The 14,189-nt window shown below is 63.9% G+C and carries 11 protein-coding genes; 2 read left to right on the forward strand and 9 right to left on the reverse strand.

The window, feature by feature from the left end:
* Positions 1 to 4 precede the first annotated feature (4 nt).
* From C6W88_RS03790 to C6W88_RS03805, 4 genes are read right to left on the reverse strand one after another with little or no spacing between them, the layout of a single operon-like run.
* A complete protein-coding gene (locus C6W88_RS03790; RefSeq protein ID WP_108131507.1) occupies positions 5 to 1,321 on the reverse strand; it encodes a fimbrial protein in 1,317 nt (438 codons plus the stop codon).
* Positions 1,322 to 3,931: a fimbria/pilus outer membrane usher protein gene (locus C6W88_RS03795; protein WP_108131508.1), complete on the reverse strand. Its 2,610-nt coding sequence runs from the start codon at positions 3,929 to 3,931 to the stop codon at positions 1,322 to 1,324. It abuts the gene before it with no gap.
* Between the two features lie 9 nt (positions 3,932 to 3,940).
* Positions 3,941 to 4,732 carry a fimbrial biogenesis chaperone gene (locus C6W88_RS03800; RefSeq protein ID WP_052704486.1) on the reverse strand — a complete coding sequence of 264 codons (792 nt, stop codon included), beginning with the start codon at positions 4,730 to 4,732 and terminating at the stop codon, positions 3,941 to 3,943.
* Complete coding sequence (locus C6W88_RS03805) at positions 4,729 to 5,271, reverse strand: fimbrial protein (protein ID WP_045994382.1); 543 nt, start codon at positions 5,269 to 5,271, stop codon at positions 4,729 to 4,731. The genes C6W88_RS03800 and C6W88_RS03805 overlap by 4 nt, the downstream gene beginning before the upstream one ends.
* A 398-nt stretch (positions 5,272 to 5,669) precedes the next feature.
* Between C6W88_RS03805 and C6W88_RS03810 the strand changes: the two genes are divergently transcribed.
* Entirely contained in the window at positions 5,670 to 7,226 is a 1,557-nt protein-coding gene (locus C6W88_RS03810) for a phospholipase D family protein (protein WP_231498483.1), read from the forward strand.
* Between the two features lie 179 nt (positions 7,227 to 7,405).
* On the opposite strand, the gene C6W88_RS03815 is transcribed toward C6W88_RS03810, so the two are convergent.
* The 5 genes from C6W88_RS03815 to C6W88_RS03835 form a co-directional block, all read right to left on the reverse strand.
* Positions 7,406 to 7,843 (reverse strand): GFA family protein, encoded by a 438-nt coding sequence (locus C6W88_RS03815; RefSeq protein ID WP_108131509.1) that lies wholly within the window; start codon positions 7,841 to 7,843, stop codon positions 7,406 to 7,408.
* 283 nt (positions 7,844 to 8,126) lie between these two features.
* Entirely contained in the window at positions 8,127 to 8,606 is a 480-nt protein-coding gene (locus tag C6W88_RS03820) for a peroxiredoxin (protein ID WP_108131510.1), read from the reverse strand.
* 64 nt (positions 8,607 to 8,670) lie between these two features.
* The gene (locus C6W88_RS03825) at positions 8,671 to 9,360 is read right to left on the reverse strand and encodes an SDR family oxidoreductase (protein WP_108131511.1); all 690 of its coding nucleotides are present in this window, start codon (positions 9,358 to 9,360) and stop codon (positions 8,671 to 8,673) included.
* 277 nt (positions 9,361 to 9,637) lie between these two features.
* Positions 9,638 to 10,987, reverse strand: coding sequence for an MFS transporter (locus C6W88_RS03830; protein WP_045992599.1), 1,350 nt, complete (start codon positions 10,985 to 10,987; stop codon positions 9,638 to 9,640).
* A gap of 478 nt (positions 10,988 to 11,465) precedes the next feature.
* Complete coding sequence (locus tag C6W88_RS03835) at positions 11,466 to 12,155, reverse strand: murein L,D-transpeptidase catalytic domain family protein (RefSeq protein WP_231498486.1); 690 nt, start codon at positions 12,153 to 12,155, stop codon at positions 11,466 to 11,468.
* Between the two features lie 281 nt (positions 12,156 to 12,436).
* Between C6W88_RS03835 and C6W88_RS03840 the strand changes: the two genes are divergently transcribed.
* Positions 12,437 to 14,143: a L,D-transpeptidase family protein gene (locus C6W88_RS03840; RefSeq protein ID WP_231498488.1), complete on the forward strand. Its 1,707-nt coding sequence runs from the start codon at positions 12,437 to 12,439 to the stop codon at positions 14,141 to 14,143.
* The last annotated feature ends 46 nt before the right edge of the window (positions 14,144 to 14,189 follow it).

A 14,189-nucleotide genomic window follows, 5' to 3' on the forward strand; every position in this document is an offset into this window, starting at 1 on the left:
AAACTCATTTAGGCGATAGTACCAGGGTGGCATGGCCGTTGGCGGTACCTGGCGTGACGGTGCCGGTCTTCACGTAGCGGGCCAGAAAGTCGAGCATCAAGATGTTGCCGCCCTGCGCATGAAGGTTGGTGTCGATCCAGCGGTAGGCGTCGAAGGCGCTGCCTTCGGGGGTGATCGGCAGTGGCGCCAGGCTACCGGTGTGGATCAGCTGGATACCCACGCCGCTGGCGCTTTCCTCTTCGTTGTCCAAGGCCAGAATGCCCTGATTCCCGCCGGGATCGTAGGCCGCCGCCTTGCCCAGCACGGCCCACTTGATGTCGCCGTCGGTGTGACACCAGGCGGTGACGTGCACCGGGGTGTCGGCGACGCCCGTGGCGGGCTGGCCCAGGGTGGTGAAGCGATGGCTGCCTACCTCTCCCAGTGACACCGAGACATTGTTGATGCCATGGCAGGGATTGATTCGAACCCGAGTGCCCTGGGCCAACTGCAGCCTGACCAGATTGAACAGTTCGTGGTTGGCCCCGGAGGGCGTGCCTTGGCTGTTCAGCAACGAGAACAGGCTGAAGCCGGCGTTGTTGTTGTTCTGAAGCTGTACACCGCTGGTGCCGGGGGAACCGGCCATGCGGTAGAGCGTGACCTTGATCTGGAAGGGGGGAAGCTGGCGCCAGTTGACGGCGTAGTCGCCGATGGGGCAGTTGATTTCTATCAAGGGGGGGTAACCCTCGGCGGCACCCGTCCCCAGCAGGGCGTCGCGGCAGGGGATGCCGTGGATCTCCTCGCCGATCGGCGGAAGGTTCTTGTTGGGGGAAGCGGAGACCCAGGAGAACGCATGGGCGTTGCCGTTGACCAGCAATTCGGTGGTATAGCCGACGCTGCCGCTGCCCCCGCCGCCGTAGGGATTGCGGCTACCGCTGTCCTGCATGATGTAGACGCGCCCGTCGGCGCTGTCCACGCTGATGCCGGGGACCGGGAAGTAGCCGCTGGACTGGGAGTAGTGCTGCTCGAGCCACCAGTACTTGATCGCGTCGTCCTGATTGTTGCAGGTAGCGACCCAGCCTCCTTTGATCGCATAGAGCTGGCTGCCGGGGATGACCGCCGTGGCGATGGGCGTGCCGACGGCCACGTTTTCGTCGAGCACGATCTCGGCGCCAAAATTTACCGTCAGAGGCTTGTCACTCCATGGTGGGTTGATACGTCCGCAGTTGGCCTCCACCGAGGTCACCGACAGCAGTGCGGCGATCGACAGCAGCAAGCCGAGAAGTCTGACGGCGAAACGCAGCGGAGCGCTCGCGCTGCGGGTCTTCAAGCCGATGGTGCGCATTCACGTTGTCTCCAGCAGGTCTTTCGGTGGTGTCGGCTGGCAGGGACTGGTGACGATCGGTATCTCGTCGCTGTCCGTCGGAGGCGTCCAGACAGGACGTGCCCAGCAGCGTCGTTCGCCCCCCAGCGTCACCTGGAGCGAGGTACCGGGCGTCAGATCGCGCAGCAGCAGCATGCCGCCGGCGCCGACCACCCCCAGCTTGCGTCCGTCGGTGGCGCTGACTTCGGCGCCCAGCGGTACGCCCCGGCCGTTCTGCTCCAGCACGATCACCACCGGCAGCCCGGTTCGAGTGGCGAAGCGCAGTGGCACCACCGCGCCGGCATAGGGCGCGACATCGATCGAAGTCCGCTGAAATTCCACCGAGGTGGCGGCGCCGCGCGGGTCCAGCTGGACCTCGTTGTCGTGGTAGGCCGTCAAATAGGGGACCAATGCCTCGCCGTCATCGTCGAGGGTCAGGTTGGCGGCGTTGGTGACGCGAGCGCCGGCGCCCCCCGGGGCGCTGACCAGGCCTACGGTATCGCCGGTGCTCTGGCCGAAGGTCACGCCGTGGCGGTGTACCAGCACGGCGCCGCTGGCGCCGATGGAAAGTTGCCGGTAGTCGTCGCTTTTCGAGCCTGCCGCGGTGAAGCGGCCGACGGAGGTTCCGCTCGACAGGTTGAGCCCATAGGAGCGGTAGCGCTCCTTCGGGCCGCGGGTCTGATTGGCGAATAGCCCGTAGGACAGCTCGCGTTCGTCGCCCAGAGTGCCGGTGAGGTCGAGGTGGGCATCGTCATGATGGCGGCTGTCACGACTGGCGGAGACACCCAGACGTGGGGCGAAGGACGCGTTGGACAGTGGCAGCGTCAGCGATACCAGCGCCCGGTGCTCGGCCTCTCCTTCGCGGTTGTCGGTGCGCGACAGGTTGAGGGCCAGGCTGACGCGCCCGATGCGGTGACTCAGACTCAGCTGGTAGGACGACTCGGTGCCGCCGCGATGCCAGTAGTCCGCCAGGCTGCCGGTTGCGGAGATGCGTGTACGTGGCCCGAGGGGCTGGCTCAGATTGAGCTGCAGACGACTGCGTTGATCGATGGTCGTGCTGTTGTCTACGTATCCTCCGTCTGCCTGAGCGCCGTCGTCGTCAGCGTCGGCAATCCAGGCGGCGTCGGCCAGCGACACGAACCCCGTGGTCGAGTAGCGATACGCCGCCAGATTGATGTCGGTATCGGTGGATTGCAGGTGGCGGCTGTAGGAGGCCTCGAGACTCCAGCCGTTGCGCTCTCCCTGGGGAAGGTCGGCATGGGCGTACTGGGCATCGACAGCAATGGCCCCCGCGGGGGTATTGAAGGCGACGCCGATCAGTGGAGACCAGTAGTGTTCACTGAGCTGGGCGCCGCCGTAGGCGGTGATGGCGTTGCCGAGCCCCCGTCGATAGCCGGCCTCCAGCAGTGAGGGAGGGTCATCGAGGCCTTTGGCATGGTACTGACCGGCGGCCAGCGAGAGGCGCGATTGCCCCGGTCTCAGCAGGCCCGGGACGGCAGCGTAGGGCACGCTGTAACGCTCGACGCGTCCATCGGCCTCGGTGACTTTCACCTCAAGATCGCCCCCGTAGCCGGTGGGATAGAGGTCGTCGATCTCGAAGGGGCCGGGAGGCACGCTGGTCTCGAGCAGACGCCGTCCCTGCTGGGAGATGGTGACATGCGCCTGGGTTCTGGCGCTGCCGCGGACCACGGGAGCGTAGCCACGTCGACTGTCGGGCAGCATGCGGGTCTCTGTGCGTAGCGTAACCCCGCGCAGCGCCAGCGAATCGAAGAAGTCCCCTCGGGTGTTGATCTCGCCGGCCCGCAGCAGCAAGCCCTGGTCCGGCAGGGGCCGCTGAACGTAGTGATGAAGGCTGTCCCAGTCGACGTCGCCGTCATCGCTGCGGGAAACGTTGAGGCTGCTGCGAAACTGCCACAGGCCAAGGTTGGCGCCGAGCGTCGTGCCGAGAAAGGCACTTTGATAGTGCCCTTCGTCGGTGCTCGAGCGATAACCGTTCACTTGATAGTTGGCCAGCAGGGCGGTGGTGCCGGGCTCCCAGCGCGCGCTGTCGACCTGGCCACGAGGCAGCCGATGAAGCAACGCCTGGGGCACGCTGAGGTGGGCACGCAGGTCACCGATGGCGAGATCCAGGCTGGCGCCGGGCAGGGCGGCGTCCACCCCCAGAAAGCAGTTGGCGTCCAGCCGGCAGCTATGTCGCACTTCCTGTTCGAGGGCCGGCTCAAGGCGTGCGGCCAACCAGGCGTCCAAGGGCAGGGTAAGTCGCTGTGTTCCGTCCGGGATGTCCTCGACACGTAGCGGATAGCGTCCTAGCGGCGTCTGGTTGAGGGTCAGATCGACCAGATAGTCGCCTGGTAGCACGTAGTCCGGTCGGGAGAAGCGACGCATGTCGAGACTGGCGTCTTCGAGGAAGGCTGGGTCGAAGGTCACCTCGTCGGCCTGGACCGGCCGTGGCCCAGTTACCGTCGCCACCACAGCAGCCGCGACCACCAATGCCGCTCGCCACCGGTAGCGCCCGGCGGTGAAGCACCACCGGCAGGGGGGAGGATGTCTGGCAGCGGCCAGCGGCGTCGACTCGGTAGACGGTAGTGCCATGTCGTCGGTTCATTCGGTGTCCGGGATGGCCTCGCGCACCACGACGGCGCCGTAGTCGTTGATCGCCCGGTACCACAGTGATGACCCTGGCGCAGGCCTCGTCTGCAGTGACCAGCTTGCCTCGCTGTGCGGAGCCAGCATGTCGAGGGAAAGATCATCGTGGTCGCTGAACTGCCGCCAGGCACCGCCGATCAACGACACGTGGTAGTTCGAGGGGTTGTCGCACACCAGGCGCAGGTCGGGGCCAGGCGCCAGATGCCACTGAAGATTGGCGATGGCGTCGCCGGGTTCACCGGCGAGGCCCGTCGGACGATAGAACAGTTTCAGGCGTGTCAGGATGCCTAGCTGCAGTCGGTTGGTGGTCCCCTGGGGTAGCGGTGGCACCTCCTTGATGTTGAGCCAGTAGAGCGACTCCTGGTCGGACCTTTCCACGTCGCGAATGCGCAGGATACGCAGGGTCTGACTCTCACCGGGGTCGAGACGGAATACCGATGGCGTCACCAGAAATGGCGACTCGGCGTCCCGCGCCGGGCGCCCTCCGGCGTGGCGGTCGGCCCAGGCCTGGACCAGCACCGGGACACTATCCTGGTTTTCCAGCCGGAGCGTCTGCTCCCGCTGGGCCTCCTGATAGATGACGCGGGTGCCATTGATGGTGATGCTGGCCTCGGCCTTGTGGCCTGGCAACGCCGCGATCATGAGCGCAAGACACAGACTCAGACCCAGGCCGAGGGCGTGTATCACCAGTCGCTGCCACGCCCGCATGGCAAAGGGCGAGGCGCCGGGGCCTTCTATCGCGGTCATTGGTAGACAATCTCGATATTGCCGCTGGCCTTGACGGTGCCGGCGGTTACCGTGGCGGCGGTGGACTGGTACCAGGCGCTCAGGGAAATGACCGTCGTGTCATCGCCTGCCACGATGTCCACCGGCGGGGTGCTGTCGTTGTCGGCCGCCTTGACCCAATCGTCGTTGGCGTCGTAGACGGCGATCCCCACGTCCTTGGCAGTGCTGTCGCTGGTGAGCAGGAATAGCCCGGTGACCGGATCCACCTGGGTGTCATCTCCGGTAAAGCGCACCGAGACCTTGTTGCGGCCAGTGGTGCCGGCGGCGCATTTCAGCACGAGCTGGAAGGCCTTCTGGCCTGCTCGGGTGCCGGAGGCGCCGAAGGCGCTGGTGGACACCTTGGGTAGCGTCACGGTAGTGGCGGCCGTCGGTATGGTGCAGTTGGCCGCGACGATTTCGCCGGTGAAGCTGATGGTGCCGTCGGCGGCCTGGGCCGAGGTGCCGGCAAGCAACAGAGCGACAAGGCTCAGCCGGGCGATGGAGAAGTGACGGACGGGCATCGTGGTTTCCTCTTGTTCGGGGCAGTCGGCTTTTCACGGCGGTGGAGAAGGCCTGCGTGAGGGGATCGGGGAAAGGCTATTAGAAAAAGTAAAATTAGATTTGACGTAAATCAGTGCAGCGACGAACGAAGGCTGCGGGTGCCCGTTGTGGACAATACGTCGTTCGGGTGGCAACGGTGGCGGCGTTGGGGGGCATCGAGAGGGCAATCGAGAGGTTGATCGAGAGGTTGATCGAGAGGTTGATCGAGAGGTTGATCGAGAGGTTGATCGAGAGGTTGATCGAGGGGGCGGTCGAGGGGGCGGTCGAGGGGGCCGGCGATGAGAAAAAGCCTTGCGGTGGTTCTTCTGCAACTTCGCTATGCTGTAACGGCCAACCCTGCGACGAATGGAACTCTCGAATGCCCGTTATCGGAAAACCGCTGATGCTTGTCCTGTGGCTATCGGTGGCCGTGTTGTTGACTGGATGCAGCGGCCTGCCCTCCCTGGAAGGGCGTAGCCAGACACAGCATCTGACGCTGGAGCAGGCCCGCGACACGGCGCTCGGCGAGATGCTGGCACCCTATGTGGATGCCCATCCCGGCAAGAGTGGTATCCATACACTGCGCAATCCCCACGACGCCTTTGCCGCACGACTGTTGCTGGCGGAAGCGGCAGAGCGGACCCTCGATGTCCAGTATTACATCTGGCACGACGACATCACCGGCTCGATGCTGTATCAGGCCATGCTGGACGCCGCCAATCGTGGCGTGCGCGTCCGCATGCTGCTCGATGACACCAACACCGCAGGGCTCGATGACAAGCTGGCGGCGCTGGATGCTCACCCCAATATCGAGATACGCCTGTTCAATCCCTTCGTGGTGCGCTCACCGCGGTTTATCGGCTACCTGACCGACTTTTCCCGGGCCAATCGGCGCATGCACAACAAGTCACTGACGGTGGACAACCAGGCCACCATCATCGGCGGGCGCAATATCGGCGACGAGTATTTCGGCGCCGGCGACAACGTGATGTTCGCCGATCTCGATGTCGTCGCCGTGGGGCCGGTGGTCGAGCAGGTCTCTGAAGACTTCGATCTGTACTGGGCCAGCCAGTCCTCCTACCCGGCCAGTCGGGTGCTCGACTCGGCGGGGCGCCAGGGGCTGGCACGCTTCGAGCAGGCCTCGGCGGAAATCGTCCGTACCCCTGATTCGCTGGAGTACCGGCAGGCGCTGGACGAAAGCCAGTTCATCGAGTCGATCGAGGACGGTAGCCTTGAGCTGGTCTGGGCCAACACCAGAATGGTCAGCGACGATCCGGCCAAGGGCCTGGGGCTGGCCGCCGATGAAGACCTGCTGACCGGACGCATACGCGGCCTGCTGGGGCCGCCCCGGGACAGCGTGCATCTGGTGTCGCCGTATTTTGTGCCGGTAGAGAAGGGCACTCGCATGTTCGCCGATCTAGAGGCGCGCGGCGTGGAGGTGACCATTCTGACCAACGCACTGGAGGCGACCGATGTGGCCGCGGTGCACGCCGGCTACGCCAAGCGGCGACGCGAGCTGTTGGAGGCTGGCGTCCGGTTGTTCGAGCTCAAGCGGGCGCCAGATGCGCCGGGGCGCAGCGAATCTGCCGGCCCCTTCGGCAGCTCGGGTGCCAGCCTGCACGCCAAGACCTTCGCCGTGGACGGCGATCGGCTGTTCGTCGGCTCGTTCAATTTCGACCCACGCTCGGCGCGACTGAATACCGAACTCGGCTTTATCATCGAGAGTCCGGAGCTCGCTCAGGAAATGCAGCGGGTGTTCAATACCGACGTGCTCGACAACGCCTACGAGGTCAAGCTGGACGAAGACGGCAGCATGATCTGGCTGGAGCGCACGCCGCAAGGGGTAGTGCAGTACGACGGCGAGCCCAACGTGGGCATCTTCCGCCGGGCGGCGGTAACCTTGATCTCGGTGCTGCCGGTGGAGTGGATGCTTTAGCGTCCCGAGCGGCAAGTGCCGAGATGCCAGGACAAGACTCGGCTCGACACGGCTCGATACAAAGACAGGACGGCCAGCATTGCGCTGGCCGTCCTGGTGTTATCTGGGGGAACAGGACGGGCTCTGACGCAAGTGGCGAAAGTCACCAACGCTGGCCAAGGGCCTGGCAGGAGCCAGTCTCAGGTGTCCTTGGAAAACGCCTCGAACAGTTCCTGGCCTGTCAGATTGCGGGTGTCGTTGCCGAAGTGGTACCAGTGGGGCTTCTCGTCGATGAAGAACTGGAGGTCGAACCGCCAGGCTTCTCCGCTGTCGATCAGGCCAACGGGCACCGAAGTGTGCTCGCCGTTCTTCAATCGGTAGAACAGGTGGGTGCCGCAGTGGCGACAGAAGGCACGCTCGGCCCAGTCGGACGATGAATAGAAGGTGACAGCCTCTTCGCCTTCGAGCGTCAGCTGACTGACCGACTCCAGTGCCAACAGCGGGCCGCCGCCCCAGGTTCGACACATCTGGCAGTGGCAGGCGCCGACGCTCTGCTGTTCAAGTGCTACCTTGAGTGTCACCGCACCGCACAGGCAGGTACCGCTCAGGCGCATGGCTTGGTCTGCTGTCGCGTTCATGGACCGTGCTCTCGTCAGTGGGGGCTACTCCCCAAGACTAGCAGAACTGTGCTGGATGACCGCCTTGAAGAAGGGGGTGAAGGCGGGGGCTTGAAGGCGGGGGCGTCAGCCCCCGCTTGCAGTGCCAGGCTTTATACGAAGAGCCAGCGAGCGATGGTTAGACAAGGCAAAAATCGGTGAGAAAGCGCAGTTTACCGGGTGTAAATGAGCATGTTGACCGGGCTGGCGCACCAGCCGGTTTTTAACGCCGTATTACCGAGCGCAGGCACTTTTCGTACAAGCCTTAGAGCCTGGCCAGTACCGTCTCGGCACTGGACGCCTCGATCACGCCGCGTTCGGTGTCGACGCCCAGATACTCGACCACGCCGTCGTTGACGATCATCGCGTAGCGCAGGCTGCGCACGCCCATGCCTGCGGTACTGGCATCCTTGTCCATGCCGATGGCTCGGGTGAAATCGGCGTTACCGTCGGCCAGCATGGTGATCGCTTCGGCGTTCTGGTCCTTCTGCCAGGCGCCCATGACGAAGGCGTCGTTGACCGCCAGGCAGGCGACCGCATCGGCCTTTTCCAGCAGCTTGTCGGCGTTGACCACGAAGCCGGGCATATGGGTGTTGGAACAGCCCGGAGTGAAGGCGCCGGGGACAGCGAACAGCACCACCTTGCGTCCCGAAAAGAAGGCGTCGGTGGTCAGTGACTCTGGACCCTTGTCGCCGTTGGTAAAGAGGGTCACGTCGGGCAGACGTTCGCCGGTAGCAATGGTCATGAGGTCTCCATCAGGGTGTGGTGAAATCGCGTCGGTGATGGTGGTGTCCGAAGAGTGAAGACGCTCACTCTTCCAGCGGTGGCGTGGGACGCACCAGGATCTCGTTGACGTCGACATGGTGAGGCTGGGAGATGGCGTACATCACGGCGTTGGCGACGTCGCGATCTTCCAGAGCATGTTCCGGTGGTTCATCGAAGAAGGGGGTGTTGACCATGCCGGGCTCGATGAGCGTGACTCGGATCCCGCTGCCGCGCAGTTCCTCGCGCAGGTTGTAGCCGATGCCGGAGACCGCCCACTTGGTGGCACCGTACATGGAGCCGGGGATGGTGGTACGCCCCGCTGCCGAGCCGGTCAGCAGGATGTGTCCGTGGCTACGCCTGAGCTCGGGCAGGCAGGCCTGGATGGTCAGCCCCAACCCGTACACGTTGGTCATCAGCATCGACTTCCAGCTTTCCGGGTCGGCCTCGCTGAAGCCGCCGGGAGAGCCACCACGTCCGGCGTTGGCGAACACCGCGTCGAGACGACCAAAACGCTCGAGCGTCTCGTCCACCATGGTCTTCTGGGCCTCGAGATCGGTCACGTCGACACCGACCGTCAGCACGTTCTCCGGCCCCAGCTCCTGAGCCAGGGCCTCGAGTCCATCCTTCGAACGGGCCGCTAGGACGAGATGATAGCCCTCTCGAGCGGCCGCCCTGGCCGTGGCGGCCCCGATGCCGCTTGACGCTCCGGTGATCAGCAACACTCGTTCTCGCATCGCTTCCTCCTGGTCTCTCGGTGACGGGGCTTGACGGGCTATCTCTGTATGATTGATTCAGCATGCTCGTCCATTGCCTTTGTTGCAATCCTTCGGGCGGCGTCTGCGACTTTCAAGGGGCATCTTTTCCCGGATATCCGGCAGCAGAAAGGATGAGTCCTGTCGGAAATCGGCGGACGGACCTGCACTGGAGGGGCTCGTCAGGCTGGGCCCGATACGAGAAGGCCCGGCAGGATGCCGGGCCCAGCTCGTCTTGCCAGGGGTCGCAACAGCGGACTCAGCGCAGCGACAGCGCGCCCCTTGTCTCGCCTGAGGCCGCCTGTTCGTAGGCGGCGGCTTCTTCGGCTTCGACCTCGGGGCTGAAGCGCACCAGCAGCGCGCACAGCGAGGCCAGGATCACCGCCGCGCCCAGGTAGAACAGCCCCTGCTGGTAGCTGATCGATTCGGAACGGAACAGGAATCCCGCCGCCACCGCACCGGCGTTGCCGCCGGCGCCAACGATACCGGCCACCGCGCCGAGGGCGCGACGGTTGATGAAGGGCACCACGCCGAAGGTGGCGCCTTCGGCCATCTGCACGAACAGACTGAACACCAGCATCAGGCCGATGGCCAGCGCCAGCACGTGCATCTGGGAGAAGAACATCAGCGCCACGCCCTCACACAGCATGGCGATGAACAGCCAGCGTACGCGACCCTTGAGCCCGGCGTTGCGGGCGAACAGGTCAGAGAAGACCCCGCCCATGGTGCGAGCGAACAGGTTCATCAGGCCGAACAGTCCGGCGATCATGCCGGCGGTGGCCAGGGTCAGGTCGAAGTTGTCGAAGAAGTAGATGGCGGCGATGTTGTTGATGGTGAGTTCGACGCCGAAACAGGCGGCATAGACCACGAACAGCGCCCACACGCGGATATCCCGGGCGGCGGCGCCGAAGGTGCTGGACATGGAGCCTTCGCCGGAGGCTTCCGGCAGCTCGCCGCGTGCACGCAGGTCCTTGAAGTTGCCGTCGGGCGCGTCCTGGGTGAAGCGGTAGTAGCACAGACCGGCAATGAACATCACCACACCTGGGACCACCATGGCCAGGCGCCAGCCCAGGGTCTCGCTGACGCCCAGCATCAAAAGGCCAGAAAAGATCAACGGCATCAGGATCTGGGTAGTGCCACCGCCCAGGTTGCCCCAGCCGGCGGAGGTGGCGTTGGCTGTACCCACCACATTGGGCGCGAACATCACCGAGGTGTGGTACTGGGTGATGACGAAGGAGGCGCCGATCGCGCCGATGGCCAGGCGGGCCATCAGAAAGGACTCGAAGCTGTCGGCGAAACCGATGCTCATCACCGGGATGGCGCCCAGGCACAGCAGCCAGGTGTAGGCCAGGCGCGGCCCGATACGGTCACACAGGACGCCGATGGCCAGGCGCACGATTACCGTGATGGCCACCGAGGCGATGATGGTGTTGCCGATCTGGGTCTTGGTTAGTCCGAGGTCATCTCTGACCACGGCCATCAATGGCGCGATGCCGAACCAGCCGAAGAAGCACAGGTGGAAGGCGAACCAGGAGAAGTGAAAGGCTCGCATCTGGGGAGTCGAGAAGGAAAACAGGCGAATCCTGTTGGCCTTGTTGCGCAGATTCATGAACACAGCCCTCGCTGGGTGGACGAACACTCGAACTTGTGTGGCCTTCGCCATTGAAGGTCGGGTCCGACGCACTCGTACCGCTGGGGCCTGGTCTACGTCTGGCTCTCGCTAACCACTACCAAGCAAGCGGGATGCCTGTTTTTATTGAAACCTTGTTATATCAACATCTTGTGGTTTTTGTGCGGAATAGCACTTCAGCAGGATCGCATCATTGCGCTGCATCATTGTGCACTCGACACCGCCCCAGTGCGCCGACTTGGTGCCAAAGGGAGAAGGTAGAGGAGCGCAGCGAAGAGAGAAGGAGCAGGAAGAGAGAAGGAACAGGAAGAGAGAAGGGAGAGAAAGAGAAAGGAGAACGACTCAAGAAGATGTGCGAACAGAACTGCGAACAGAGATGCGAACAAAAAGAGAACAAGGAGGAGGCGTCACCCGCCGCTGGCGGGTGACGCCGACGCTGGAACCTCAAGCGACGGACTCAGTCGTTGAGGGCTAGGCGCTCACTGCTGTTCGGACAGCGCAGAAAGGCCGAGTTGTTGAGCCAACGCTGGTCCGGGTAGTAGGTGAACAGGTACTGATTGTCGCGAATGCTGTTGATCAAGGGTACCGCCACCTCGGTACGTACCGCCGGACAGCCGTGGCTGCGGCCGATGCGTCCGGTACGGTCGATGAACTCCTGGCTGACGTAGTCCGCACCGTGCATCACGATGGCGCGATCGAAGGCGTTGTCGTTGACCCCCGGCTCAAGACCCTCGAGTCGCAGGGAATAGCCGTTGCTGCCTACATAGCTGTTCTTGGTGCGAAACAGTCCGATGCTCGACTGGTAGCTCTCGGGCACGTTGGAGAACAGCGTGGCCATGGCGTCGCCGGAGTTCTTGCCGTGGCTCACCCATTCGCGAAACATCAGCCTGGGCTGGCGCAGGTCGAAGACCCACAGGCGGCGTTCGGTTGAAGGCAGGGAAAAGTCGATGACCGCCAGGCGCTCGGCGCCGGGGTCGGCGCAGTTGAGCGCCCGTGCGGCCAGGCGCAGTACCCCCGGGTTGGCCTTGGGGGCGAGGCGGGCCAGGGTCTGTTCGAGCGATGTGCCTGACGGCGCATTCGCCCTGACGGATGTCCTGAGAAAGTCCTGAGCGAGAACAGGCGCCGCAAAAAAGGCACTTAGGGTCAATAATAAGAGGTAACGAAAAATCGAGAGACGAGGTGATGCATTGTCATGAGAGGAGCTTCGTGACATCTCTAGGCTTCCTGTCGGTGATGTCGCGGATACGCGAACAGGCGTTACGCAAGATTAAATAACGCGATACGCTAATACACAGAGCGGAGAAACATGATCTTCGCGCACGCTAGAAAAATCAGGTCGGCTCGGCGGAACCCGATACCGACGACTCTATTATGACAATACCGCCCAGGATGGCCAGTATTGACGTCATGTTGCAGGGAGTAGATGCCATGTTTAGCCCAAATGTTCTATTGCGACTCATGCCAAGGAGGGACGTCGCTGTAGCGCTTTGTTGTGGTCTGCTGGTTGCCCCGGTCTGGGGGGCAACGGCAAGCGATGGAGGTGACGTCAGTGGTGAGGGCGCCAACGGCCAGGGGCTTGCCAGCGATGCCAGCGTCGAGCAGAACCTTCAGGATCTCGACGGGGTCGTGCCGGGTCCCCTGGCCAATGAGTTGGTCGGCGCCTCCGAGATGGCACAGCGATTCTACAGTCTGCGTGGCCAGCGTCCGGTGTGGACCGACATGGGCCGCGTGGAGGCCCTGGCCGACGGACTCAGGACGCTCGAGGACGATGGGCTCTCACCCTCGGACTATGCGCCCGACGCGCTGCTTGGCCAGGCCAGGGGGGCGAATCTCGAGACCCCCGGAGGCTTCGAGCTCGAGGCCACCGAAACGCTGCTGACCGCCATGGCCCATCTGCAACGTGGGAAGGTGGATCCACACCGTATCGACAGTGACTGGGAGGTCGATATTGCGCCACCGTCGTTCGACCTGGTGGCGTTGTCGCGTGCCCTGGACGACGGCGATGTCGAGGCTGCGCTGGCACTGGCCCGGCCTCCTTTCGAGCCGTATCGTCAGCTAAGGGCCGCCCTGGCACGCTATCGCAACATCGAACGTCTGGGGGGCTGGCCACTGCTGCCGAGTCGCGAGACGCCGCTGCGTCCCGGCGATCAGGACACCGACGTCGCGCTGTTGCGACAGCGCCTGGCGATGATCGGTGAACTGGAAGTGATGTCCGCCGACACCGGCCACTACCCGCACGTGGAACTCGAGGCCCCCGAAGCCGAGGTGTACGACAGCACCCTGGCCGAGGCGGTACGCCGTTTCCAGCGCCGCCACCTGCTCGCCGACGATGGGGTGGTCGGACCCAATACCCAGACCGCGCTCAATCTTCCGGTGGGCTTTCGCATCGATCAGATCCGCGCCAACCTGGAGCGTGCCCGCTGGCTGCTGCATGGCCTGCCGGAGTCTTTCGTGCTGGTCGATATCGCCGGTTATCGGCTCAGCTACTTCCGCCCCGACGGCGACGTCTGGCGCTCACGTATCGTCGTCGGCCAACCCTACCGGCGCACGCCGACATTGCGTTCGGAGATTACCCACCTGACCCTCAACCCCACCTGGACGGTGCCACCCACGATCTATCGTGAGGACATTCTGCCTCGAGTGAAGCGCGATCCGGGGTACCTGGCCAGCCGTGACATGGTGGCGTTATCACCCTCCGGCAAGCGCGTTGATCCCTATTCGGTCAACTGGTCGAGCCCCGGCGGGGTGATGCTGCGCCAGGGGGCCGGGCCTCGCAACCCCTTGGGGAGGGTCGTGATCCGTTTTCCCAATGACCATCTGGTCTACCTGCACGACACCCCGTCGCGAGGGCTGTTCAACCGTACTCAGCGTGCGCTGAGCTCAGGCTGTATCCGCGTGGAAGGGGTGGCGGAGCTGGCCCAGCTGTTGTTCGACGACTCGGACACCTCCGCCAACGTCGGCCGCCTGATCAACGACGGCAAGACCCGCAACGTGCGTCTGGATCGGCGCATTCCGGTGGTGCTCAACTACTGGACGGTGCAACCCGAGACCGACGGCCACCTGGCCTTCCGTCCCGATATCTACGACCGCGACCAGGCGGTGGTAACGGCGCTGGATGCCCCGGTCATCCTGTAACAGGCCTGGAGTATCCACGACGCCGCTCTTGCAAGCGGCGTCGTGC

Origin of the sequence: Halomonas litopenaei (assembly GCF_003045775.1) — a bacterium.
GTDB classification, from domain to species: domain Bacteria; phylum Pseudomonadota; class Gammaproteobacteria; order Pseudomonadales; family Halomonadaceae; genus Halomonas; species Halomonas litopenaei.

Excerpts from the sequence above, each read along its gene's own strand:
- C6W88_RS03790 (WP_108131507.1), bottom strand. The coding sequence starts at position 1,321 with ATGCGCACCATCGGCTTGAAGACCCGCAGCGCGAGCGCTCCGCTGCGT.
- C6W88_RS03795 (WP_108131508.1), bottom strand. The coding sequence starts at position 3,931 with ATGGCACTACCGTCTACCGAGTCGACGCCGCTGGCCGCTGCCAGACAT.
- C6W88_RS03800 (WP_052704486.1), bottom strand. The coding sequence starts at position 4,732 with ATGACCGCGATAGAAGGCCCCGGCGCCTCGCCCTTTGCCATGCGGGCG.
- C6W88_RS03805 (WP_045994382.1), bottom strand. The coding sequence starts at position 5,271 with ATGCCCGTCCGTCACTTCTCCATCGCCCGGCTGAGCCTTGTCGCTCTG.
- C6W88_RS03810 (WP_231498483.1), top strand. The coding sequence starts at position 5,670 with ATGCCCGTTATCGGAAAACCGCTGATGCTTGTCCTGTGGCTATCGGTG.
- C6W88_RS03815 (WP_108131509.1), bottom strand. The coding sequence starts at position 7,843 with ATGAACGCGACAGCAGACCAAGCCATGCGCCTGAGCGGTACCTGCCTG.
- C6W88_RS03820 (WP_108131510.1), bottom strand. The coding sequence starts at position 8,606 with ATGACCATTGCTACCGGCGAACGTCTGCCCGACGTGACCCTCTTTACC.
- C6W88_RS03825 (WP_108131511.1), bottom strand. The coding sequence starts at position 9,360 with ATGCGAGAACGAGTGTTGCTGATCACCGGAGCGTCAAGCGGCATCGGG.
- C6W88_RS03830 (WP_045992599.1), bottom strand. The coding sequence starts at position 10,987 with ATGAATCTGCGCAACAAGGCCAACAGGATTCGCCTGTTTTCCTTCTCG.
- C6W88_RS03840 (WP_231498488.1), top strand. The coding sequence starts at position 12,437 with ATGTTTAGCCCAAATGTTCTATTGCGACTCATGCCAAGGAGGGACGTC.